This window comes from Polaribacter sp. BAL334, assembly GCF_015767435.1.
Lineage (GTDB): Bacteria > Bacteroidota > Bacteroidia > Flavobacteriales > Flavobacteriaceae > Polaribacter.
Window position 1 is genome coordinate 1 of sequence record NZ_JADWOV010000020.1, and the last position, 531, is coordinate 531.

Annotated in this window: 2 protein-coding genes; both read left to right on the forward strand. The window is 31.8% G+C overall.

Features of this window, described 5'->3' with window-relative positions:
* The first annotated feature begins 67 nt into the window (after positions 1-67).
* Positions 68-442 carry a polymer-forming cytoskeletal protein gene (locus IU405_RS00105; protein ID WP_197436644.1) on the forward strand — a complete coding sequence of 125 codons (375 nt, stop codon included), beginning with the start codon at positions 68-70 and terminating at the stop codon, positions 440-442.
* The coding region (locus IU405_RS15835) for an AtpZ/AtpI family protein (RefSeq protein WP_197436645.1) at positions 405-531 on the forward strand (127 nt) is incomplete at its 3' end. The genes IU405_RS00105 and IU405_RS15835, both read left to right, overlap by 38 nt.

The window sequence follows — 531 nt, forward strand, 5'->3', positions numbered from 1 at the left end:
ATTCTAACTCAATTAGAAAAGAAATCTAAAGAGTAAAAAATCAACGAAAAAACAGACTTCAAAAAGTATGGAAAGAAACGTTATCGCAAAAAACACAACAATTATTGGTGATATAAAAGCAATTGGAGATTTTAGAATTGACGGAGTTTTAGAGGGTTCTTTAAAAACAAAAGGAAGAGTAATTATTGCTGCTGAAGCCGTTGTAAAAGGAGATGTTGAAGCGTCTAATGCAGACATAGAAGGGGAATTTTCAGGAAATTTAAAAGTAGAAAAAATTTTAACTGTAAAAACAATTGCAAAGATTTCGGGCGATGTTGTTGTAGGAAAATTATCTATTGAACCAGGAGCTACTTTTAATGCATCTTGCATTATGACAGGCACTGCAAAAGAGCAAAAAAAGGAGAATGAAAAAACAAAATTATTCAAAAAAACCTTTAAATAAAGCACTACAACTTTCTGGAGCTGGACTTCAAATGGGATTGACCATTTACTTGGGGTTTTTGTTAGGAAAATGGTTGGATGCTAAATTTC

Bases quoted from the DNA above. Each gene is read 5' to 3' on its own strand.
- IU405_RS00105 (WP_197436644.1), top strand. From the start codon at position 68: ATGGAAAGAAACGTTATCGCAAAAAACACAACAATTATTGGTGATATA.